This window comes from Undibacterium sp. 5I2 (genome assembly GCF_035019605.1).
Lineage (GTDB): Bacteria > Pseudomonadota > Gammaproteobacteria > Burkholderiales > Burkholderiaceae_D > Undibacterium.
Map to the genome: position 1 here is coordinate 1 of NZ_JASJVS010000014.1, position 22,086 is coordinate 22,086.

A 22,086-nucleotide genomic window follows, 5' to 3' on the forward strand; every position below is an offset into this window, starting at 1 on the left:
GTTCGTGGTTAACTGAAAATGCCAGATATGATCGTGTTTTCAGCGCTGAAAACGACACTGGGTTCCCGCCAAAAGCACGCGGGAATGACGAGGTATACGGTGTTTCAGGTTTAAAAACGCGTCCATCAGGCTTTTGCGACAGCCTCTGAACGACGGGGTTTTACGCGCAAATCCGATAAATTGAATCCGGCAGCAATCGCCGCTGCGCTCCATTGGAAAGCCGCCACTTTTTCACTATCCACCCAGATGCACTCTCCAAGCAGCAGCGGTTTGGCGGTGGCACCGAAATCCAAATGCACTGCCAGTCGTTTGCTCATAGCCGCGCTCTGACACGTGAAGCCGTGGCACGGGCCGCCTCGATGCGCTCAATTTCATCGAGCGTTTGCGCTTGCGGTTGACAACTTTCCCATACGCCGCGTGCCAAATTCAAAGCCTGCACCACTTTGAGGAAGGTGATCAATTCGACTTTGCCGCCACCTTCCAAATTTTTAATCGCTTGCACGCTGGCACCGCTTGCCAGCGCTAAGTCTTCTTGGCGCAAACCGCGCGCCGCGCGCGCCAGTCGCAAGTTCTTTCCTATGCCGGAGGCCAACTCGGGGGCGCTCATCAGTTCGCAGATCATGGCTTTCCTTGAATCTCTTATTTACCAGATTAAGTATAGCAGCTCTTAGGAAAGCTACAATCAAGAGGATGAACGTTCGCACGCGACTCCCAGGAGTCTGTCGGGCTTAGGAGTAATCGGCTGCAAAATCGCTTCGATTCCTTCAGTCCGACAGACTCCTAGTAATCTCTGAACTTGATTTCCGGAAAAACCATCACCGCCACAAAGCCCTTGTGATCATGGTTGTAGATACGCAAGCGACCGCGATGACGGCGCACGATGCGGTCGACGATCGCCAGTCCCAGTCCGGAACCATTGGCTTGGCTGCGTGAAGCATCGGCGCGGGTGAAGGGCTTGAGTAATTTATTGAGATCGTCACCCGGGGCACCCTCTCCATAATCGCGAAAACTGATCAGTATGCCTTGCTTTTTACCTTTGTTTTTATACGAGCATTGAATCTCGATAACGGTATTCAATTGGTCCGGGTTTTTGCCGTAGCGGCAGGCATTTTCGATCAGATTGCTGAATAAGCGGCGCAATTCGGTGGCGTTGCCAGCGATATGCAAATCCTCGGCCAGTGCGCTGTGGATGTGCAGGTAATTCACTCGTGAATACTCAGAGACTAATTGCGCCAGTAATTGGCCGATATTGATTTGTTGGAAACGCAGACTCTCTATCGGCTTGGCATAATCGAGGAATTGATTGATGATTTCATCCATCTGGGCTAAATCGGCTTGCATGCCGGTGCGCGCCGCATCGTCGACGACCGCCATTTCCACTTCGAGTTGCATGCGTGCTAAGGGCGTGCGCAGGTCATGGGAAATGCCGGCCAAAATGATGCTGCGGTCGACATCGATGCGCGCTAAATCGGCCACCATGTGGTTGAAGCTGGCATTGGTGTCGCGAATTTCTTTGAGTCCGCGTTCCGGTAGTAGCGGTGGTTGCCGGCCTTGTGCCAGCAGGCGCGAGGCGCGGCTCAGGCGTGACAGCGGCTCGTTGATCAGTTTCGAACTGGCGGCCGCACCGAGTAGGGTGACGAGCAGGGTGGCAAACGCCCAACCCAGAACGGGCATCGTAAACGGTGGCTCAACCCGGTCTTCTTCCAAGCGCAGCCAATACGGGTCACCCTCGATATCAATGCTGACCCAAAAACCGCTGATACCGTTGACCGCGCGCGCGAAGCGGGTGGCCTGACCCAGCTTGGTTTTGAGCAGTGCGCTCAACTCTATGAAAAACGCGCTGGCTTCGGCGGCTTCAACGGTGTCGCCGTCGCGCAGAAAATAAATTCGTATGCCTTCGTTATTGGCCAAATCATGCAGTAGTGCGCGCCGCTGTTCCGGTGCCGCATGCGTCAGTGCCGAGCGCGTGATGGTCGCAATCGATACAATTTGCGTACTCAATTGCTGCGCCCGTGGCGAGCGCTCCAGGCTACGAAAGCTGAGTAGCCAGAATGCCATGCTGACGATGACCAAACATACCAGCATGAAGAAGGTGCGCCAGAACAGGCCGCTGCCTAACCATGTCAAGCTGTTGAGGTAAGAACGCATGCTACTGCGTGTTAGTTTTTATGGGCATCGGGAATGAAAACGTAACCGAGCCCCCACACTGTTTGTATGTAGAGCGGATTGGAAGGGTCGGGTTCGATTAATTTGCGCAGGCGAGAAATTTGCACGTCAAGGCTGCGATCAAACACTTCATATTCGCGTCCGCGCGCCAGTTCCATCAATTTTTCGCGCGACAGCGGTTGCCGTGCATGGCGCGCAAACACTTTGAGTACCGAGAATTCGCCGGTCGTCAGCGCCACGGTATCTTGCTTCTTTTTCAGTGTGCGGGTTGCCAGATCGAGAACGAAATCGCCGAAAGCGAAGCTTTGCGCGCCTTCCGAGGGGGCACCCGGCAATTCATCGGGGGCTTTGCGGCGCAAGACGGCATTGATGCGGGCCACCAGCTCGCGCGGATTGAATGGTTTAGGCAGATAATCATCGGCACCCATTTCCAAGCCGATGATGCGATCGACTTCATCGCTTTTCGCCGTCAGCATGATGATCGGTGTTTTATCACCGGCACCGCGCAGACGGCGGCAAATGGCCAAGCCATCTTCGCCTGGCAACATCAAATCGAGCACCAGCATGTCGTAGCGTTCGCGTATCCATAATTTATTCATGGCTTGCGCATTTTCCGCGCCGACCACTTGAAAACCTTGTTCGGTCAAGTAGCGGCGTAATAATTCACGCAAGCGCACATCATCATCAACGACCAGAATTTTTGCTTTTGGTGGGGAAATGGCGGGAGGGCTGCCGGTGTCAGAGAGGGGTGGGTGATTTTGCATGCGAATATCTTACTGGCATCGCTGATACTTGGAAACCGCTTAATGGCGAGGCTTACAAATTGTTACACATGAATTGTTACATTTTGCCTGTGAAAAACCCCTCCCGCAAACAGCGGGGAGGGGGCGGCGCTGTTGAATTACGCTAAATCAAAACGGTCGAGCTGCATCACTTTATGCCATGCGGCGACGAAGTCGCGCAAGAACGTCGCTTCGCCATCGGCACTGGCATACACTTCCGCCAGCGCGCGCAGTTGCGCATTTGAGCCGAACACTAAATCGACCACGGTGGCAGTCCATTTCAACTGACCGCTGGCACGATCGCGCCCTTCCAAGACGCCGGTTGCGGCAGCGGGGCGCCAGACGGTAGCCATATCGAGCAGGTTGAGGAAGAAATCATTGCTCAAGCTTTCCGGTTTATCGGTCAATACGCCGTGTGCGACTTGTCCCGTATTGGCGTTCAAGACACGCATGCCGCCGATCAAAGCCGTCATTTCCGGCGCACTTAAAGTCAGTTGCTGCGCCTTGTCAATCAATAAGGCCGCAGCGGCCGATTCGAAACCGGGACGCACGTAATTTCGGAAGCCATCGGCAGCGGCTTCGAGCACGGCAAATGATTCGACATCGGTTTGCGCTGGCGTGGCATCCATGCGCCCTGAGGTAAATGGCACGCTGAGCACGTGGCCGGCTTTGGCTGCCGCACTTTCGATGGCGGCAGCGCCACCCAATACAATCAGGTCGGCCAAGGAAATCTGCTTGCCATCGGTTTGCGCAGTATTGAATGCCTGCTGTATCGCTGTGAGTTTCGGTAAGACTTCGGCCAATTGTTGTGGTGCATTGGCTTCCCAGTCTTTTTGCGGAGCCAGCGCGATCCTTGCGCCATTGGCGCCGCCGCGTTTGTCGCTGCCGCGAAAGCTCGCCGCAGCGGCCCAAGCGGTATTGACCAACTGGCTGATCGACAGGCCGCTGGTGAGTAATTGCGACTTTAACTGGAGCAGATCTTGCGGGTCGACCAAGCGATGGTTCAGCGCTGGAATCGGATCTTGCCACAGCAAAACTTCGTGCGGCACCAAGGGGCCGAGTAAGCGCGCTGCCGGGCCCATGTCGCGATGGGTTAATTTGTACCAAGCGCGGCTGAAGGCCGTGGCGAATTCTTGCGGATTGGCTTGAAAACGTTTGGCAATGACTTGATACGCCGGATCGACACGCAAGGCGATATCGGCGGTCGTCATCATAGGCGCATGGCGGCGGCTGGCATCATGCGCATCCGGTACCGTGGTTTTAGCGGCCGGATCGGTCGGGGTCCATTGATGGGCGCCGGCCGGGCTCTTGCATAATTCCCATTCATAGCCGAACAAGGTGTCGAAATAGCTGTTGTCCCATTGGGTAGGGGTGGCAGTCCACGCACCTTCTATGCCGCTGGTAATGGCATATACGCCACTACCGTTGCCTAAGCTGTTTTTCCAGCCCAAGCCTTGCTCTTCGATCGGGGCCGCTTCCGGTTCCGCACCGACTCGCGCCACATCACCGGCACCATGGGCCTTGCCGAAGGTGTGGCCACCAGCCACCAGGGCTACCGTTTCTTCATCATTCATCGCCATACGCGCAAAGGTTTCGCGGATGTCGCGCGCCGAACCGAGTGGGTCGGGTTGACCGTCCGGACCTTCCGGATTGACGTAGATCAAACCCATCTGTACCGCCGCCAGCGGCTGAGCCAAATCGCGCTCACCGCTGTAGCGCTGCTCTGTCATCCAAGCGGTTTCGGCACCCCAGAAGGTCGCGTCGTCCGGCTCCCAGATATCTTGGCGGCCGCCGGCAAAGCCAAAGCTCGGGCAGCCCATCGATTCCAGTGCCACGGTGCCGGCTAATACGATCAAATCAGACCAAGACAGTGCTTGGCCGTATTTTTGCTTGATCGGCCAGAGTAAGCGCCGTGCCTTATCGAGGTTGCCATTATCAGGCCAACTATTGAGTGGCGCGAAGCGCTGCGCGCCACCGGCCACACCGCCGCGGCCATCGCTGACGCGATACGTGCCGGCACTGTGCCACGCCATGCGGATGAAAAATGGGCCGTAGTGGCCATAATCGGCCGGCCACCAAGGCTGCGAATCCGTCATCAAGACATGCAGATCGGCGATGACGGCAGCCAGATCGAGTTGCTTGAAGGCCGTGGCGTAATCGAAGTCGGCTGACATGGGGTTGGCACGCGGCGATTGTTGATGCAGAATTTTCAGATTCAATTGATCGGGCCACCAACTGGCGTTGCTGGGGGTGCCGGCGACGGCATTCTTACCTGCACTGTGGTTGAACGGACATTTTTCTTCATTTGACATGCTAGACTCCGGTGATAAGTGGCGGTGGGACTACTCCATGAAAGGCATGATGCATCTTAGGTCGACAATGACTGAAACGCTACTTAATTGAAATGATCGAATCGATTTATTTTAACTATAACGAAATGCCCGAGTAGCGTCTCAGCGCCTGACTCAGGTGAAGCGCTGACTCGGGAGTGGGTGAGGAGCCTGACGGCTCGATATACTGTGGCATCTCTAAGAGTGACTGTTTCGCGAACGCATAGGTTCCCGAGTTCAAAGACATTTTATGCAAATGATCACAGGCAATTTTAAGTTGGCGCTGGTACGCGGCGGTGTTTCCGCATAGAATCGTAGGCGTGCCGATTCACTGCGCGCCTCCTGATGTGGTTTTGCTGCACAGGATATTTCTGCCCATCCTATACAGGCTTGCTGACCGCATGAAACCAGTTGTTTGTGTCCGTGCTCTGTTTTACATTGTGCTGGTTTGGCTGACGATGGTGCCAGTCCTGTGTTGGTCGGCGCATGCTGGTCGGCACATGGCTGGCGGCAGTCAAACCGAAAAAGCGCCGCATAAGCCGCTACCGACTTGTGCTTCAGACCGGAAGGGTGGGGCGGGGGCATGTGAGGCTAGCCACGCCGAGGTGAGTAAAGCGGCGGCCAGCAAAGCGCAATTAGATGCCGATCAGAGGCAGATGCTGCGCGAGCAAATCCGCCAGAGCGAACAAGAATTGCCGCGCCCGCGGCATTGAGGGACGTGGCGCTGCCTTAACGGCGATGCTGCTTCATGATTTTTTGTTGCTCACGCTGCCAGTCGCGTTCTTTTTCAGTGTCGCGTTTGTCATGCTGCTTTTTACCCTTGGCCAAGCCGATCTGACATTTGATCCGACCTTTGACGAAGTGCATGTTCAGCGGCACCATGGTGTAGCCGGAACGTTCTACCTTGCCAATTAATTTACTGATTTCTGCCGCATGCAACAATAACTTGCGCGTGCGTACAGAGTCGGGGTGGATGTGGGTGGAAGCAGTAGGTAGCGCGCCTATGTGCGCGCCGAACAAGAAAATCTCGCCATCGCGGACGATGACATAGGCTTCTTTGAGTTGCAGGCGACCCGCGCGTATGGCTTTGACTTCCCAGCCTTGCAGTACGACGCCGGCTTCGAATTGTTCCTCGATAAAATAGTCGTGGAATGCTTTTTTATTATCAGCAATGCTCATGAGGGTGAAAATTTGGTTACTCGTCGTCGCAAATTTGCTTCGGCGATGGGGGTGACTCGGTTAAAATGCGAACCTGTGATTCTACCAAATGGTTACCTGAGATGGCAGTCGTACATAAAACAGTTTTCGTCGCTTACAGTGCTGCACAGATGTTCGCTCTCGTGGACGAGGTCGAAAAATATCCTGAATTTTTGCCTTGGTGTGGCGGCGTCACGGTAGTTGAGCGCTCAGAGACACATCTTACCGCGACTTTGGCGATAAATTATCACGGCATCAAGCAAAGTTTCACCACCCGTAATCAGAACCAAGCACCGCACACGATGGAAATGAGCTTGGTCGACGGCCCGTTCCGGCAATTGAGCGGCTGCTGGAAATTCAGCGAATTGCGCGCCGATGCCTGCAAAATCGAATTTGATCTCAGCTACGAATTTTCCAGTAAATTATTGGAACATTTGATCGGCCCGGTATTTGGCAAGATCATCAACAGCTTTGTCGATTCGTTTTGCGCCCGCGCCGATAAAGTCTACGCGTGAGTACCGCACTCGTGCAGGTGCAAGTTTGTTATTGCGCCCAGTCTGGCTATCGCTTGCTGGATTTGGAACTGCCTGCTGGTGCTACGCTGGCCGAGGCAGTCCAGGCCAGCGGCATCCTTGCGCTGTATCCCGAATTGACCATCGGCACTTGGACATATGGCGTGTTCGGCAAATTGAAGCCGCTCGATGCGCTACTTCATCACCTCGACAGAGTTGAAATTTACCGCCCTTTGTCGGCCGATCCTATGGAAGCGCGCCGCCGCCGGGCCGCCAAACAGCTGGCCGCCCGCACTTAGCAATCCGCCAAATGCTTTTTCACTGCTTCGCTTTCTTTTTGCCGTTCGGCATCGTCGAGGAAGTTACGTTGTCCATTTTTATCAGTACGCACGATGCGCGAGCCACCATCGAGGGACTGTTGATATGATCGGGCGCGCTCACAATTTTGTTTTTTATTATCAGCTAATTGTTGATCGGCTGCCGCTTTGCGGTCTTTCTCGGCTTGCTCGACGCGCCGTTTGTTGTAATCTTCATTGCGGCTGGACAAAGTTGCTGGCGTTGGTTTCGCCTCCGGCTCGGCCGCCTTGCTGGCTAAGCTATTACTTTGATTCTTGAGAATTTTTTTGCTGGCGATCGAAGCTGGTGGTGGGGTATCGGTAAATTGCTTGACGCCTTTCTCGTCTACCCAGACATACTGAGCGCTTGCATTAGCGCAACTAAGCATGAAAAGCACAGAAAACAGGCAGCGGCCGGTGTTGGACATAAGAAGTCTCGTTAAAAAATAATCAAAAGATGCAAGAGTTTTACACGCACAGAGACTAGACGGCAAGTTTTCTGTATAATTTGCTTTTGCGCCTATAGGAAATAGTATGCGTCTACTACAAAAAGCACTCACATTTGACGATGTGCTCCTCGTTCCAGCTTATTCAGACATCTTACCAAAAGATACTTCGCTCGCTACCAAGCTGACGCGAAATATCGATATCCGTATCCCTTTGATATCCGCCGCGATGGATACCGTCACCGAAGCCCGGCTCGCAATTGCCATGGCTCAAGAGGGCGGCATCGGTATCATTCACAAAAACATGACGGCCAAAGAGCAAGCGCGCGAAGTGGCCAAGGTCAAGCGTTTTGAATCGGGCGTCTTGCGTGATCCTATCACCATCCCGCCGAGCATGAAGATTCGCGAAGTCATCGCCTTATCTCAGCAACATGGCATCAGTGGTTTCCCTGTCGTCGAAGGTAACACCGTCGTCGGTATCATTACCAACCGCGATTTGCGTTTCGAAGAAGAACTCGACGCCGAAGCGCGCGCCAAAATGACGCCGCGAGAAAAATTGGTCTACGTCGATGAAGCGGCCGATTTGTCCGAAGCCAAGCGTTTGATGAATAAACACCGTCTCGAACGTGTGTTAGTGGTCAATGCTGCCTTTGAATTGCGCGGCCTCATCACAGTAAAAGATATCCAAAAATCGACCGAACATCCGTTTGCCTCCAAAGATGAACACGGCAAACTGCGCGTCGGCGCGGCTGTCGGCGTCGGTGCTGACAACGAAGAGCGCGTTGATTTGCTCTCCAAAGCTGGGGTCGATGTGATCGTGGTCGATACCGCGCATGGTCACTCCAAAGGCGTGCTCGACCGGGTACGTTGGGTAAAAGATAATTATCCGCACATTCAAGTTATCGGTGGCAATATTGCCACCGCAGCAGCAGCGCTGGCGCTGGTCGAGCATGGTGCGGACGCGGTCAAGGTCGGTATCGGTCCCGGCTCGATCTGCACCACGCGCATCGTCGCTGGTGTGGGCGTGCCGCAAATTTCTGCGATTGCCAATGTCGCCAATGCACTCAAAGGCACGGGCGTGCCGTGTATCGCCGATGGTGGTGTACGTTTTTCCGGCGATGTCTCGAAAGCGTTGGCAGCTGGTGCCTCAACCGTGATGATGGGCAGCATGTTTGCCGGTACTGAAGAAGCGCCTGGTGAAGTCATCTTGTTCCAAGGACGCAGCTACAAATCGTATCGCGGCATGGGTAGCCTCGGCGCTATGGCCGATGGTTCGGCTGATCGTTACTTCCAAGATGCCTCCAACAATGCCGACAAACTGGTACCAGAAGGCATAGAAGGCCGGGTTCCTTATAAAGGCAGCGTCTTGGCGATTTTGTATCAACTCGTCGGTGGCGTCCGTTCTTCCATGGGTTACTGTGGTTGCGCTTCGATTGACGACTTGCATACCAAGGCCGAATTTGTCGAAATCACTTCGGCCGGCATGCGCGAATCGCATGTCCATGATGTGCAAATTACCAAGGAAGCACCGAACTACCGTGCCGATTGATCGCCGTTTGACTGCGCGCCCTTAGGGCCGAGGAGAATAGCATGTCAGCCAGTGCTGAGAGCGCCAGTTCCACTACCATACTTTTCGCCAACTCCGGGATGGAACGGATGTTGAATGAAAAGTTCGAAGCGAAGATCAGCCGCTTCGAACGCATGGGTGTGCAACTGTTCGCCGTGGCCAATTGCTTTGTTTCGTTCGGCCATGTCAGCGGCCGTTCCGGTGGCAGTGGCCGTTCGATCACCGAGATGGAAGCCGGGTTTTCCGACAGCTTGGCTTTGTCGGAAGAGTTTGTCGTGGTGCCGGATTTAGCGGCCAACGAACATTTTGCCAGCCATCGCGGCGTCGTCGGCGTGCCCTACATTCGCTTTTACGTGTCGTATCCGATTTACGCGCAGGATGGCAAGCTGATCGGCTGCATCCGCCTGCTCGATTATCAGGTGCGCACGATGAGCGAGGCGCAGCATTTGTTATTGACCGATTTAGCGATCGTGATCGAGCGCGAACTGGCCTTGGGTCTGATATATCAGCAGCAAATCGAACTGCTCAAAGAGAACCGCCAACTCAAGCGTGAATCGCTGCTTGATCCGCTGCTCGGGACTTGGAATAAAACCGCCATCCTGCGCTCTTTGCGCATCGAGCTCGATCGCTGTAACAAGGCCCGTAAACCCTTGTCACTGCTGTTAGTGTATCCCGATCAGCTCGATGCGGTACGGGCCCAGTATGGCATGGCGCTCAGCGATCAGATTTTGATACGCACGGTCAGCCGCATACGCTCATGCATACGACCGTTTGATGCCTTGGGCCGTTACGGCAGCGACCAATTGTTGGTGGTCTTGCCCGGCGCTTCGCATCTGGTGGCCACCGCGGTAGCCGAGCGAATACGCTTGGCCATCACGATGCACCCCGAAGTAATAGGTAATACAGCAACTGCAATGACGATTTGTGCCGGGTTGGCAGCGAGCGACATTTTTCCCGACATCGATCCTGAAACATTCATCAGCCTGGCTGAACAAGCCCTGCTCTCTGCGAGGAATGCAGGAAACAATACGGTGGTTCAGGCCAAGCCCGACCATCCTGACATGATAATTTGATTTTATGCACTCTAAAATTCTGATTCTGGACTTCGGTTCACAAGTGACCCAATTGATTGCTCGTCGTGTGCGCGACGCCGGCGTGTTTTCTGAAGTGCATCCGTATGATGTCAGCGATGAATTCATTCGTAACTATGGTGCTGCCGGCATCATCCTCTCGGGCGGCCCCAACAGCGTCACCGATGGCGATACCCCGCGCGCACCGCTGGCGGTGTTCGATGCCGGCGTGCCGGTACTCGGCATTTGCTACGGCATGCAAACCATGGCCGCACAATTGGGTGGCAAAGTGGAAAACGGCACGGTGCGTGAATTCGGCTACGCCGAAGTGCGCGCGCGCGGCCATACCGCGCTGTTTGATGGCATTCATGACTTCGTCACGGCCGAAGGCCATGGCATGCTCAAGGTCTGGATGAGTCACGGCGACAAGGTCAATGACATGCCGCCCGGTTTCAAACTCATGGCCTCGACCGACAATTGTCCGATCGCCGCAATGGCCGATGAAGCACGGCGTTTTTATGCCGTTCAATTTCATCCGGAAGTCACGCACACTCTGCAAGGCGAAGCCATCATCGCCCGCTTCGTGCATCAAATTTGCGGCTGCCAATCCGATTGGAATATGCCCGATTACATCGCCGAAGCGGTCGCGTCGATTCGTGCCCAAGTCGGCAGCGATGAAGTGATCCTCGGTCTCTCCGGCGGGGTCGACAGCAGTGTCGCCGCGGCGCTGATACACCGTGCCATCGGCGACCAATTAACCTGCGTCTTCGTCGACCATGGCTTGCTGCGTCTCGACGAAGGCAAGATGGTGATGGAAATGTTTGCCAACAACCTCGGCGTGAAAGTCATCCACGTCGATGCCACGGCCCAGTTCATGGGTCACTTGGCCGGCGTCGCCGATCCGGAAGCCAAACGCAAAATCATCGGCCGCGAATTCGTCGAAGTCTTCCAAGTCGAATCGGCCAAGCTGAGCAAAGCCAAATGGCTGGCGCAAGGCACCATCTACCCGGACGTGATCGAAAGTGCCGGCAAAGGCAAGAAGGGTTCGCACACCATCAAGAGCCATCACAATGTCGGCGGTTTGCCTGATACTCTCAAGCTGCAACTGCTCGAGCCTTTACGCGAACTGTTCAAAGATGAAGTGCGCAAGCTCGGCGTCGCGCTCGGTCTGCCGCATGGCATGGTGTACCGTCATCCTTTCCCGGGTCCTGGCCTCGGTGTGCGCATCCTCGGTGCCGTCAATAAAGAATTTGCCGACCTCTTGCGTCGTGCCGATGCGATTTTCATCGAAGAGTTGCGCAATAATTTCGTCGATGACAAAGCCGCTGTGCCAGTCAGTTGGTACGATGCCACCAGCCAGGCGTTTGCGGTTTTCTTGCCGGTCAAATCGGTCGGCGTGATGGGTGATGGGCGCACTTACGAATACGTGGTGGCTTTGCGCGCCGTGCAGACGCAAGATTTCATGACCGCGCACTGGGCACATTTGCCGCACGAATTGCTCGGCAAAGTCTCGAACCGCATCATCAATGAAGTGCGCGGTATTAATCGCGTGGTGTATGATATTTCGGGGAAGCCGCCGGCGACGATAGAGTGGGAATGATTTTAGGTCTTTCAGCAGCTTTCGTGGACTATCGGAAAAGTAGCTTAACTTATTGATTTATATAAGTTTATACCGCGAAAGCTATCGGCATCTATTGACGGCAAGCGAATCTTTTTGTCGGTAATCCTGACGGTAATGAAAGCTAGGCAAGTCATCTAAAAATATTTACCGTCTGACCGTTTTCGGCTCTGACGGTAAAAAATAAGAGAAAGAGCTAGTATTCATGCGGGTTTCAGAGCATTCTGTGTCTTTTGAGTCGTTGACGGTAAAATTGCCGTTCTCAGGAGGACACCATGCTGACCGATACCGCACTGAAGAATCTCAAACCCAAGGATGCGCCCTACAAGGTGACGGACAGGGATGGCATGTATGTGACGGTCTCGACGGCGGGTACCGTCACGTTCCGTTATGACTACCGGATCAATAGCAGGCGCGAAACGCTGACGATTGGCCGTTATGGGCCAGGCGGTCTGTCGCTGGCCCGTGCACGCGAAAAGTGCATCGACGCGAAGCGGGCAGTTTCGGAAGGACAGTCTCCGGCGCAGGAAAAGCAGCGAGAGAAGAGGCGCCTTTCGGACGCCAAAACCTTCCAGGAATTTACCGACGAGTGGTACGAGGGTGCGCGGATGGCCGACAGCACGCGGTCGATGCGCAAGAGCATCCTTGACCGGGACATCCTGCCTGTGTTCAAGAGCCGCTTGCTGAGCGAGATAAGTCCTGATGACCTGCGCGATCTGTGCGACAAGGTGAAGGGGAGGGGAGCGCCAGCAACGGCAATCCATGTTCGCGACATCATCAAGCAAATCTACGGTTTTGCCATCTTGCACGGCGAGAAGGTGGCCAACCCTGCCGACGACGTTGGACCATCGTCGATCGCCACTTTCGTGGCACGGGATCGAGCGCTGTCGCCGTCCGAGATACGCATCATGCTCAAGCAGTTGGAGTACGTCGCTTCGTACCCGACCATCAAACTGGGTCTGCGGCTGATCTTGCTCACGCTGGTGCGCAAAGGTGAACTGATCCACGCGACATGGGATGAGATCGATTTCGAGAAAGCACTGTGGACTATCCCAAAAGCCCGCATGAAGGCCGGCAAGGCCCACAACATCTACCTGTCGCAGCAGGCGCTCGACATCATGATCGCACTGCGCACCTGCGCCGGTGGCTCAAGATACCTGTTGCCTTCGCGCTATGACGGCGACAAGTGTATGTCGAACGCCACGCTGAACCGTGTCGGGCAGATAGTCGTGGAGCGGTCGAAAGCGAAGGGTCTGCCAATCGAAAATTTCACTGTGCATGACCTGCGCCGCACCGGTTCGACCATCCTCAACGAGTTGGGCTTCAACAGTGACTGGATCGAGAAGTGTCTTGCCCACGAAGATGGCCGTTCATCACGCGGCATCTACAACAAGGCTGAATACGCCGAGCAGCGCCGCCACATGCTGCAAGAGTGGGCCGACATGGTTGACGCCTGGGTGGCCGGCGAATCGCACACCCCGACGTTGCTGCCCCCGTCGATGAAGATCATCACGACACAGGCGTTGCTTTGACGGGGCGGTGCTTGCGCTGACGCACGTCCGGCGAGGGGGCTCGTTTTATCTGCGCGCTGTCGGAAGCTTGGCGGCGCGCATCAAGCCATGCCTCTACCTCCGTCAAATCCCACACCACGCAGCGTGCGGTTAGATTGAACCTGCGCGGAAATTCACCGCGCCGTTCCATGTCGTAGATCGTGGTGTCGGCCAGAGGCACGATTTGTCGCAACTCGGGACGGCGGATCGTGCGTCGGAACGGCAAGATATTCGGCGCGATCAGTCGTGGTAGCGGCATGCCGTGCAGGTCGTTTGCATCAGAGTCGTTGTTCGACCTCGCGGCCTGCAAACTTCGATCTGCTTTGTTCATGATCTTCTCCATCAGCAGGGCAGTTGCTGCGTGCATTGCAACCGCCGATATAAATACGGTCCTGTGATGGTGATCTTTCCGGCATCTATTGAAAACTCGCTCAGGCGTGCATGAGCGTATTCCGATTGCGCTCACGCGGCGCGGTTGTGAATCACTTCGCCGTGATCTTCTTGAAGCCGCGATCCCGCGCCATGAATGCTTCGAGCATGTGCGGGATCAGCGTCGTGGCATCAATCGGCTCGCCGTAGGTCTGAGCATGTTGCGCGGCGTAGCGTTCCAAGTCGGTCTTCAACGCGGTGGTGAGCGCAATGGTGATTTTGACTGTCTCAGTCTTGGTCGGCAGCGGCCCCAGCCGCAGCTTGTTGGTGGTCGTACTCATTGCGATGATCCCTTCTGAAAGAACAGCGGCTGATACGGCCGCAGGATCAGATCCTTGTTCACCATAACCCGCATTGGGAAGCCGGGCCGGATAGTAAGCGTCGGCTGGATGCTCACATTGCGTTTGGTGATTTCCTGACCGACCTGGTTCACTGTGTCCTGCCCACTCTGACGTGTGGCGATGATGATTTTGCTATCGCTGCCGGTTCGATCAGGCGCAGCCAGTTCAGCACCCACGCCGAGTAGCGTGGACAGCGCAGCGCCAGCGAGGATGCGATCCCAATGCCAATCGACGCCATCTTCCAGTCCGGCATAACCCGCCGGGTCGATGCCGGGCAGGCGGTCGAGCGAAATGGATGAGGTATCGGGCAGGATCAACCGTGTCCACACAAGTAATACGCGCCGCTGACCGAATGACACCTGGCTGTCGTAGCGGCCGATCAGGCGCGAACCCTGCGGAATCAGCAGGAAGCGACCCGTGGCCGTGTCGTAGACCGCCTCGGTGACGTTGGCGATGACCTGTCCCGGCAGGTCGGAATTGATGCCCGTCACCAGCGCTGCCGGAATGATGGTGCCCGCCATCACTTGGTAGGGAGAGGTTGGCAATTGCAAGCTGGCCGGATTGCGGGTTGCGGTGTCGCCGCCATTGGCGACAAACGCCTGCTTCTGATCCTGCCGGTTTTGCACCGCCGTCGGGTCGGTCGGCTGCGCCGATGCGACCGCAGGCGCCATCGGATTGAATGGCTGGTTGCCAGATACCGACTCGGGCATGGCCGTAGTCGAAGTGGGCGACGCTGCCGCTTTGACCGCACCGCTGCGAAAGAAAACCCCCGAATGTGCCGCCTCGTCGGCATCACCTGGCTGTGCAATGCGCCCAGTCTGCGCGGGCGCTCCCGCGTTACGCTGTGCCACTATGGCCGGACCCAAATCGCCCGGCAATGGTTCACCCAAAACGGGCACCGGCTTGGCAGCCACCGGCACCTTGGAATAGTCCTTGGGCAACTGGTCGAGGTTCTCGGCATGTGAGACACGATCCACGTTGTACAGCTCGGCGGCCGCGTTGCGCTCGCGTTTGTGCGATTGCAGCGACCAAAGTGTGCCGCCCAATACGACCGCGCCCAGCGTTCCAGCAAGGACGGCCAGCATGCGCCGGTTCAGTCGCGTGACCGGGCGCGGCGACGCGCGCAGAGCCATGGTGTCCGGGTCGGCCTTATTCAACCCAGTTGGTGGTGGCGTGGCGGGCGTGCTCATGCTCAATGCCTCCGTGCCGTGCTGCCCACACCATCGGTGCGCTCAATGCGAACAACGGCGGCCTTGTCAGCGCCCAGCCGCAATTCGGCCGCACCGAACAACCGATCCACCACGTAGTACGGTGAGCGGAAGCGGTAGTTCACGAGCTGGCCATCACCCTGGGCTCCGATCACGAACAGTGGCGGCAACTCGCCCTGCGCGATGCCGGCGGGGAACTGGATGTAGACCCGCTCGCCGTCGTCGAAGGCGCGTAGCGGCTTCCACGGTGGACTATCGCCGGAAATCGCGTAGCGGAACTTGATCTGCTCCAGCGACAAGCCTGAGTCCACCGGCGCTGCCGTCTGAGCCTGCTGCGCTTGCTTTTGCAAGGCCAGCAGACGGTCCTTCGGGTAGTCCCACGATGCGGAGGCCATCCACGCCTGCGGCGTCGAAGACAGTTCGAGCAGGTACGTGCGGCGATTGGTGGTGATGACCAGGTTCGTCTTCAGCCCGATGCGCGTCGGCTTCACGAGAATGTTCACACGCAGGCTGGTGCCCGCACCGCTGGCCGTGTCGCCGACGATCCAGCGCACGGTGTCACCGGCCGAGACCGTCACCAACTCTTCGCCCTGCTGCAAAGCGATGACGGTGACGCGGCCCGGACTGGTGTAGACCTGATACAACGCGCCGTCCGCATAAGGCCAGACCTGGATGGCGTTGATGTAACCCTCGCGGCTCGGTGCCACGCGCGCTTCGGCATTGGCGCGCGCCACGCGCGTTTTCTCATCGGGTGATTCGGTTGCCGGTTTGTCCTCGGGTGCGTTGCGCAAGGATTTCAACTGCTCGGGCAGCGGCAGCGGTTTCGGAACTTCGACTACCGTGATGGGTTTGGGTGGCTCAGGCAACGCGTGCGCCGCGACAGATTCATCCAGCGTGATGTCAGGTGGCGGCTGTCCATGCGTGGCGCAGCCGGTGACGGTTGCCACGGTGGCACTCAGGATCAACGGCAAAGCGTAATTGCGGATTTGTGTTTTCATGGTTTCTTCACTCCTTCAGTTGCGTCGAGTTCGCGGCTCCAGGACAGGCCGTTGACATAGATTCCCAGCGGGTTTTTGCGCAGTCGCTCTTCGGTGCGTGGCGGCTGCAACACCACGGACAACATGGCGGTCCAGCGCTCGGTGCCCGAGGGCGAACCGTTCGCATAGTTGCGTTCGATCCAGCGCACCTGGAACGAGGATTCGCTGGCGCGAACCACACTGGTGATCTCCACCGCCGTCGAGGTCTGGCCGATGCGCGCGAATGGATCGTTGGTGCGTGCGTAGTCGTTCAGCGTGGCCGCACCCTTGTCCGTCGTGTAGTCGTAGGCTTCGAGCCAGTTTTGGCGGACGACGATGGGATCGATCGACAGCGAACGCACGTCGGTGACGAAGCGCGCCAGGTGGTAGGCGATCTGTGCGTCATTCGGCTTGTACGGCGTGGCCGCTTCGCCGACCGCGCGCACCTGGCCACCGGCGGCCACCTCCACCACATACGGCGTGACGATGGATTGCGCTGAGCGCCACACCAGCCCGCCCGCCATCAGTAATGCCAGCGACAGACAGCCGAAGGCCATCAGCCGCCAGTTCTTCGCCTGCACGCGGGCGCTGCCGATACGCTGGTCCCAGACCTGTGCAGCGGCCTGGTAGGGGGTGACAGGCTCGGGCGATTCCGAGTAGCGCACCTGGGGTCGTTTGAATAGCATGAATTTTTCTCCTCAAGGGTTAGCGTCAAGTGCTGGATTCATCGCGCAGGCTCGGACTGGCGCCGCTGCCACCGTGGTCGCCCGAGCGCAACGTGTGCGCCGCCGTCGAGACCGCACTGCTTGCCTGCTGTTTGCGCCGCATTTGTTTGGCCCAAGCGGGCTCGCCCGCAGGGGGCTTGGCGTCCGTCGATTCGGCTGATTCGGGTGCGCCGGCTGCCGCCGCAGGCGCAGCAGCCTCCGCGACGAAATTCGCTACGCGGTCCTTGACCGCTTTCGCACCGGCTGCGACGCGCTGGCCGACCGCACCGGCACCGCTCTTGGCCACATTGGCGAGGCCCGCGCCGGCAGCGCGAACACCGCTACCCTCTGATGCCGCAGCACCGGCCTGGTAGGCCGACTTCGCACCGCTTGCCATTGAGCTGGTCGCACGCCCGGCCGAAGCGGCGCTGCCGATGGCCGCGCGCGCGGCACCCGGCGCCATGCGCGCGCCCGCCGCGACCGCTGCGCCACCTGATGCGATAGCGGCACCACCGGCCACTGCCAAACCCGCGACACCCAGCGCCGTTCCGGCCGCAGCGCCAGCGCCGAGCTGTGGTGCGCCCGACACCAGCCCGGTTGCGATGCCAGGCCCGAAGATTCCCAGTCCCAGCATCGCCAGCGAGGCCAGCATGATGGTCAGCGCAAGGTCGATGGATGGTTCGGTGCCGGGCGGCACCTGAAACTGCGCAAACAGTCCCGTGCCAATGCCCACGATCACGGCCAGCACCAGCACCTTGATGCCTGACGACACCACGTTGCCCAATACGCGCTCGGCCAGAAATGCCGTCTTGTTCCACAACGCAAACGGCACCAGCACGAAGCCCGCGAGTGTCGTCAGTTTGAATTCGATCAGCGTGACGAAGAGCTGCACCGCCAACACGAAGAAGCTGATGATCACTACCAGCCAGGCGAGGAACAACACCGAGATGACATCGAGGTGCGCGAACACTTCAGGGAAGCCGGTCATGTCGCTGATCTGCGCCATGATGGGCCGTGCCGCATCGACGCCGACTTTGGCTAGTACACCCGGTCGTAGAAACTGCGCTTGCGTCAGCGTGGAACCCGACGCCACCAGCCCGAGACCGGCAAAAGAGCGAAACAGTATGCCCGCCAGATTGTTGAAATTGCCGATGATGAAAGCGAAGGCACCGACGTACAGCGTCTTTTTGATCAGCTTGCCAATGACCTCTTCGCCGCCCATGGCCCAGAACAGTCCGGCCAGTGTCATGTCGATCACCACCAGCGTGGCGGTGAGAAACGCCACCTCGCCATGCAGCAAGCCGAAACCCGAATCGATGTAGCGCGAGAAGACATCAAGGAAGTGGTCGATGACCGACAAGTCGTTCATGGCTCAGTCCTTTGGTGTGGGCGGTGGCGTTGCTGGTGGCGCAGGCGTGTACGGCGTGCCGCTGCCCATGAAGCGCCGCCGCGTGGCCTCGGCGGCCATCGTGCATAGCGCATCGCCGACCTTGGCGTGGTCGGCTTTGCACTGGGCGCGGACATCCTTCAGACGTTCGGGATTGGCCATCAGCGATTCGACGGACTCGGTGGGGACCGGCTTGTTGCACGCGGCCAGTAGCAGGGTGCAGGCGGTAACGGTGAGAAGGGTTTTCATGGTCGAGTCCTCATGGGTTGTAGAAGTTGATCGTGGTTGGCGTGTAGAGAGTGCCATCGCCCTGGAAGCGACGGCGCACTTCACGCGCACGCTCTTGGACTGCGACCTGCCGTGCTTGTTCCAGCGCGCTGGCCCGGTCCTGCGTGATCTGGAGCTGCTGCGCCTGGATGGTTTGGCGGGATAGCAGTGCCAGCAATTGGTTCGTCGCCTGCGTGGCCTGCAGCGCGCCAACGGCGGACTGGCTGCGGTTCACGAGGTCGGTCAAGGTCTGCTCGTCGGATGCGAAGTTCTGTACTGCTTGCGACTGCACCTGGGTCGCGGTGCGCAGCGCCTCCAACGAATTGCGCCAGCGCGTGCGGGCGTCGGTTGACATCTGACTACCCGACGTGGAGGCGGAATAGGCATTGGGATAGAGCCGCGCGAACTCGGCTTCCATCTGCGACAGGTTGAAGGCAAGCCCCTGCGCCTGTTGCAGGAGCTGGTTCGTCGCGGACAGTGCTGCACGTAGCTGATTAAGTGCGCTGAAGTCCAGACTGGTCAGATTCTTGGCGTCGTTCATCAGCATCTGCGCCTCGTTCTGGAGCTGCTTGATCTGGTTGTTGATCTGCTCCAACGCTCGGGCGGCCGTCATGATGTTCTGCACGAGGTTGGTCGGATCGATCACGACCCACTGCGCCTGCGCAGCAGGCATGGTGCCCACCAGAACGGCGGCAGCGATGGCAAGCAAGGTTTTCTTCATGGCTGTTTCTCCTGGGGTGTGAAGGGGAACGACGGATAAGAGGGAATCAGGTCTGCGGCCCAGTCGAGGCCGCGATGGCGCAGCCAGGCGGCGGCGAAGTCCGCAGGCGGCACCGACGCGGACACGGTGTCGATAGCGCGTTGGTCTTCGGGCTTGGCTGCACCGGCAAATGCCAGCGCCACCGGCCCAAGTCCCAGGTCAAAGACCCGGTTGCCGAGGCGCGACTGGTAGTAGTAGTCGCGCTTGGGCTGGGCGGTCGCCACGATATTGATCTGCCGCGCATTGAGGCCGAAGCCTTCGTAGATTGAGCGAATCTGCGGCTCGGTCGCCTGCGGATTGGGTAAGAAGATACGGTTCACGCAGCTCTCGATGATGGCCGGCGCAATACTGGAATCTTTGATGTCCGCCAACGACTGCGTGGCGAAGATCACCGACACGTTCTTTTTGCGCAGCGTTTTGAGCCATTGGCGAATGCGCGCGGCGAACACCGGGTCATCGAGGAACAGCCATGCCTCATCAAGGATCAACAGTGTCGGGGCGCCATCAAGGCGTTCCTCGAAGCGCGCGAACAGGTAGCGCAGCACGGCCAGCGCAGCCGCCTTGCTGTGCATTAGTTCTTCCATCTCGAAGCACTGCACGTCGGCGAAACCCAGCCTGTCATGGTCGGCATCGAGCAGCTTGCCGTGCGCGCCACCCAGCACATAGGGTTGCAGGGCTTGCCGCAGCGCGTTCGATTGCAGCAGCACAGACAAGCCGGTCATGGTGCGCTGGTCAAGCGGTGCGCTGGCGAGACTGTTCAGTGCCGACCATACGGCGTCCTTCACGTCCGGCCCAACGGACACGCCTTCGTGAATCAAACGTCCTTCGACCCACTCGGCCGCCCAGGCGCGGTAGCTGTCCTGGTCGATGCGGGCCAGAGGCTGGAAGGCGATAGCACCATCTGCGCCCAGGTCGTAATGCTCGCCACCGAGTCCGAGCACGGTGGCGCGAATCGAACGCCCCATGTCGAACGCGAAGATGCGCGAACCGGCATAACGGCGGAACTGCATGGCCAACGTGGCCAGCAGTACCGACTTGCCCATGCCGATGGGGCCGACCACCAGCGTGTTGCCCACGTCGCCGATGTGCGTGACCAGCCGGAACGGCGTCGCGCCATCGGTGCGGGTCACGATCAGCGGCGGGCCGTCAAGATGCGCATTGCGCTCTTGACCGGCCCACACTGCCGACACCGGCAGCATGTGGGCCAGATTCAAGGTTGAGACAATGGGCTGGCGCACGTTGGCGTAGGCGTGCCCCGGAATCGACGACAACCACGCATCGACCGCGTTCAAAGTTTCGGGGATCGTCACGAAGCCGCGACCCTGGATAGTCCGCTCCACTGCGCGCAACTTTTCGTCGGCGGCCGTTGCATCGGTATCGAGTACCGTCACGGTGGCGGTAACGTAGCCGAACGACACCTGGTCACTGCCCAGTTCCTGCAATGCGGCATCGGCATCCGCTGCCTTGTTCGAGGCATCGGAATCCACCAACGGGCTTTCCTGTTGAAAGATGGTTTCACGCAGCAGCGCGACGATGTTTTTGCGCTTGGAGAACCACTGGCGGCGAAGCCGCGTCAGTTCCTTCTCCGCCTCGGCCTTGTCCAGGCACAGGAAGCGGGTGCTCCAGCGGTAGGCAAAGCCCAGGCGGTTGAGGTCGTCGAGCAGGCCAGGCCAGGTCGATGTCGGAAACCCGCGCACCGACGCCACTCGTAAGTGCTGGTTCCCGAGCATCGGTGCAAGGCCACCCGTCAGCGGTTCATCGGCCAGCAGCGCATCCAGGTGCATCGGCACTTCGGGCACGGCCACCGCATGGCGGCGCGTGGACACGCAGGCATGCAGGTAGGTCAAGGTTTGACCATCGTCGAGCCAGGCAATCTCCGGCATGACCCCTTCGAGCAAACCGAAAAAGCGTTCGGTCTCCGACACGAATCCCTCCAGCCGTTCGCGCCAATCCACGCCTTCGACCTTGCTGTTCTCATACAGCAGCTTGGCGGCGCGGGCCGTTGATTCCTCGGGCGGCAGGTACAGCAGCGTCAGGTGGTACGTGCTCTCGAAGTGGCTATCGGCTTCCTCAAAAACGGCGCGGCGCTCTTCATCGACCAGCCACGACAGCGGCTCGGGAAATTCCGACACAGGGTAGTCGGCCGCTTCGCGCCGTTCGGCTTCCACGAACAACGCCCAGCCGGAACCGAACCGGCGCAGCGCGTTGTTCAAGCGCGCCGCTGTGGCGATCAGTTCGCCCTGCGTCGCGCTGTCCAGGTCCGGCCCGCGAAACCGCGCCGTGCGCTGGAACGAGCCGTCCTTGTTAAGTACGACACCCGGCGCGACCAGTCCAGCCCAAGGCAACCAGTCTGCCAGCAGGGCCGGGCGTGTGCGGTATTCGGCAAGATGCATCATGGCGT

The 22,086-nt window shown here is 58.2% G+C and carries 22 protein-coding genes; 7 read left to right on the forward strand and 15 right to left on the reverse strand.

The features are described 5' to 3' along the window. Positions 1-313: 313 nt before the first annotated feature. The 4 genes from QN359_RS07055 to katG all read right to left on the reverse strand — a co-directional run bounded on the left by QN359_RS07055 (position 314) and on the right by katG (position 5,260). Entirely contained in the window at positions 314-622 is a 309-nt protein-coding gene (locus QN359_RS07055; RefSeq protein WP_322248677.1) for a helix-turn-helix transcriptional regulator, read from the reverse strand. A gap of 158 nt (positions 623-780) precedes the next feature. Beyond that, entirely contained in the window at positions 781-2,148 is a 1,368-nt protein-coding gene (locus QN359_RS07060) for an ATP-binding protein (RefSeq protein WP_322248676.1), read from the reverse strand. Between the two features lie 11 nt (positions 2,149-2,159). After that, positions 2,160-2,930 (reverse strand): two-component system response regulator OmpR, encoded by a 771-nt coding sequence (gene ompR / locus QN359_RS07065; protein WP_322248675.1) that lies wholly within the window; start codon positions 2,928-2,930, stop codon positions 2,160-2,162. 137 nt (positions 2,931-3,067) lie between these two features. Then, the gene (gene katG / locus QN359_RS07070) at positions 3,068-5,260 is read right to left on the reverse strand and encodes a catalase/peroxidase HPI (protein ID WP_322248674.1); all 2,193 of its coding nucleotides are present in this window, start codon (positions 5,258-5,260) and stop codon (positions 3,068-3,070) included. Between the two features lie 419 nt (positions 5,261-5,679). Here katG and QN359_RS07075 point away from each other — a divergent pair, with 419 nt between their 5' ends. Continuing rightward, positions 5,680-5,991: a hypothetical protein gene (locus QN359_RS07075; protein ID WP_322248673.1), complete on the forward strand. Its 312-nt coding sequence runs from the start codon at positions 5,680-5,682 to the stop codon at positions 5,989-5,991. Between the two features lie 16 nt (positions 5,992-6,007). Here QN359_RS07075 and smpB read toward each other — a convergent pair whose 3' ends face one another. Continuing rightward, positions 6,008-6,457, reverse strand: a complete 450-nt coding sequence (smpB, locus tag QN359_RS07080) for an SsrA-binding protein SmpB (protein WP_186910631.1) — start codon at positions 6,455-6,457, stop codon at positions 6,008-6,010. A gap of 101 nt (positions 6,458-6,558) precedes the next feature. Between smpB and QN359_RS07085 the strand changes: the two genes are divergently transcribed. Both QN359_RS07085 and QN359_RS07090 read left to right on the forward strand, forming a co-directional pair. After that, positions 6,559-6,990, forward strand: coding sequence for a type II toxin-antitoxin system RatA family toxin (locus tag QN359_RS07085; protein WP_322248672.1), 432 nt, complete (start codon positions 6,559-6,561; stop codon positions 6,988-6,990). Beyond that, a complete protein-coding gene (locus tag QN359_RS07090) occupies positions 6,987-7,286 on the forward strand; it encodes an RnfH family protein (RefSeq protein WP_322248671.1) in 300 nt (99 codons plus the stop codon). Before QN359_RS07085 ends, QN359_RS07090 begins: the two co-directional genes overlap by 4 nt. Here the strand turns inward: QN359_RS07090 and QN359_RS07095 are convergent. After that, positions 7,283-7,750 (reverse strand): DUF4124 domain-containing protein, encoded by a 468-nt coding sequence (locus QN359_RS07095; protein WP_322248670.1) that lies wholly within the window; start codon positions 7,748-7,750, stop codon positions 7,283-7,285. The genes QN359_RS07090 and QN359_RS07095 overlap by 4 nt on opposite strands. 106 nt (positions 7,751-7,856) lie before the next feature. Between QN359_RS07095 and guaB the strand changes: the two genes are divergently transcribed. From guaB to QN359_RS07115, 4 genes are all read left to right on the forward strand, one after another. Beyond that, complete coding sequence (guaB, locus tag QN359_RS07100; RefSeq protein WP_322248669.1) at positions 7,857-9,317, forward strand: IMP dehydrogenase; 1,461 nt, start codon at positions 7,857-7,859, stop codon at positions 9,315-9,317. A gap of 41 nt (positions 9,318-9,358) precedes the next feature. Next, a complete protein-coding gene (locus QN359_RS07105; protein WP_322248668.1) occupies positions 9,359-10,408 on the forward strand; it encodes a GGDEF domain-containing protein in 1,050 nt (349 codons plus the stop codon). Positions 10,409-10,412: 4 nt separating this feature from the next. Continuing rightward, complete coding sequence (guaA, locus tag QN359_RS07110; RefSeq protein WP_322248667.1) at positions 10,413-12,005, forward strand: glutamine-hydrolyzing GMP synthase; 1,593 nt, start codon at positions 10,413-10,415, stop codon at positions 12,003-12,005. A 293-nt stretch (positions 12,006-12,298) separates the two neighbouring features. Then, positions 12,299-13,555 (forward strand): tyrosine-type recombinase/integrase, encoded by a 1,257-nt coding sequence (locus QN359_RS07115; protein WP_322209306.1) that lies wholly within the window; start codon positions 12,299-12,301, stop codon positions 13,553-13,555. Here QN359_RS07115 and QN359_RS07120 read toward each other — a convergent pair. The 9 genes from QN359_RS07120 to trbE all read right to left on the reverse strand — a co-directional run bounded on the left by QN359_RS07120 (position 13,533) and on the right by trbE (position 22,081). Beyond that, positions 13,533-13,904: a helix-turn-helix transcriptional regulator gene (locus tag QN359_RS07120; RefSeq protein ID WP_322118364.1), complete on the reverse strand. Its 372-nt coding sequence runs from the start codon at positions 13,902-13,904 to the stop codon at positions 13,533-13,535. The genes QN359_RS07115 and QN359_RS07120 overlap by 23 nt on opposite strands. Before the next feature lie 151 nt (positions 13,905-14,055). Beyond that, on the reverse strand, positions 14,056-14,283 hold the full coding sequence (locus QN359_RS07125; RefSeq protein WP_322248665.1) for a DUF2274 domain-containing protein: 228 nt from the start codon (positions 14,281-14,283) through the stop codon (positions 14,056-14,058). After that, on the reverse strand, positions 14,280-15,533 hold the full coding sequence (locus tag QN359_RS07130; RefSeq protein ID WP_322248664.1) for a TrbI/VirB10 family protein: 1,254 nt from the start codon (positions 15,531-15,533) through the stop codon (positions 14,280-14,282). The genes QN359_RS07125 and QN359_RS07130 overlap by 4 nt, the downstream gene beginning before the upstream one ends. A 2-nt stretch (positions 15,534-15,535) precedes the next feature. Further along, a complete protein-coding gene (gene trbG / locus QN359_RS07135) occupies positions 15,536-16,549 on the reverse strand; it encodes a P-type conjugative transfer protein TrbG (RefSeq protein ID WP_322248663.1) in 1,014 nt (337 codons plus the stop codon). Next, entirely contained in the window at positions 16,546-17,253 is a 708-nt protein-coding gene (gene trbF, locus QN359_RS07140) for a conjugal transfer protein TrbF (protein ID WP_322248662.1), read from the reverse strand. Before trbF ends, trbG begins: the two co-directional genes overlap by 4 nt. Before the next feature lie 25 nt (positions 17,254-17,278). Continuing rightward, the gene (trbL, locus tag QN359_RS07145; protein WP_322248661.1) at positions 17,279-18,640 is read right to left on the reverse strand and encodes a P-type conjugative transfer protein TrbL; all 1,362 of its coding nucleotides are present in this window, start codon (positions 18,638-18,640) and stop codon (positions 17,279-17,281) included. A gap of 3 nt (positions 18,641-18,643) precedes the next feature. Further along, a complete protein-coding gene (locus QN359_RS07150; protein ID WP_322248660.1) occupies positions 18,644-18,907 on the reverse strand; it encodes an EexN family lipoprotein in 264 nt (87 codons plus the stop codon). A 10-nt stretch (positions 18,908-18,917) separates the two neighbouring features. After that, positions 18,918-19,646 (reverse strand): P-type conjugative transfer protein TrbJ, encoded by a 729-nt coding sequence (gene trbJ / locus QN359_RS07155; protein ID WP_322248659.1) that lies wholly within the window; start codon positions 19,644-19,646, stop codon positions 18,918-18,920. Then, positions 19,643-22,081 carry a conjugal transfer protein TrbE gene (gene trbE, locus QN359_RS07160; RefSeq protein ID WP_322248658.1) on the reverse strand — a complete coding sequence of 813 codons (2,439 nt, stop codon included), beginning with the start codon at positions 22,079-22,081 and terminating at the stop codon, positions 19,643-19,645. The genes trbJ and trbE overlap by 4 nt, the downstream gene beginning before the upstream one ends. Positions 22,082-22,086: the final 5 nt, after the last annotated feature.